The organism is Sphingopyxis sp. sgz302558, from assembly GCF_057220455.1.
This window is the reverse complement of sequence record NZ_JBXPUZ010000029.1, coordinates 1-681: the sequence shown is the minus strand read 5'-3', so window position 1 is coordinate 681 and position 681 is coordinate 1. Positions and strand designations below refer to the sequence as shown.

2 pseudogenes are annotated in these 681 nt (G+C 65.4%); both read left to right on the top strand.

Annotated elements, in window-relative coordinates:
• Window positions 1-466: pseudogene (locus AC2TC0_RS16200) on the top strand (GspE/PulE family protein); the annotation flags it as partial.
• A gap of 2 nt (window positions 467-468) precedes the next feature.
• Window positions 469-681, top strand: a pseudogene (locus AC2TC0_RS16195) (ATPase, T2SS/T4P/T4SS family); the annotation flags it as partial.

The following is a 681-nucleotide window of genomic DNA, read 5'->3' as shown; positions in this document are numbered from 1 at the left end:
TGCGCATGGCGAGAGCATCGTGCTGCGCCTGCTCGGCCAGCAGAGCGTGCTGCTCGCGATCGACAAGCTTGGGCTGCCCGAGCCGATGCTGCGCGATTTTCGGGGAGCGCTGGCGCGCCCGCATGGGATCATCCTTGTCACCGGACCGACGGGTTCGGGAAAGACGACCACGCTTTATGCCGCGCTCCAGCATCTGAAGCGGCCCGACGTCAAAATCCTTTCGGTCGAGGATCCCGTCGAAATTTTGATCGAGGGTGTCAACCAAGTGCAGGTGCGCCCCGATATTGACCTAAACTTTGCCGCCGCGCTGCGCGCCTTTTTGCGCCAGGACCCCGATATATTGATGGTGGGCGAGATCCGCGACGGCGAGACCGCCGAGATTGCGATGCGCGCGGCGATGACCGGGCATTTGGTGCTCTCGACGCTCCATACCAACAGCGCGGCGGGTGCGTTCGCGCGGCTGCGCGNGGCGAGATCCGCGACGGCGAGACCGCCGAGATTGCGATGCGCGCGGCGATGACCGGGCATTTGGTGCTCTCGACGCTCCATACCAACAGCGCGGCGGGTGCGTTCGCGCGGCTGCGCGATTTAGGCGCCGAGCCCTATCTCATTGCCGAAACGCTGATCGCGGCGGTGGCGCAGCGGCTGGTGCGCAGCCTATGCGGCGCATGCAAAGCACCA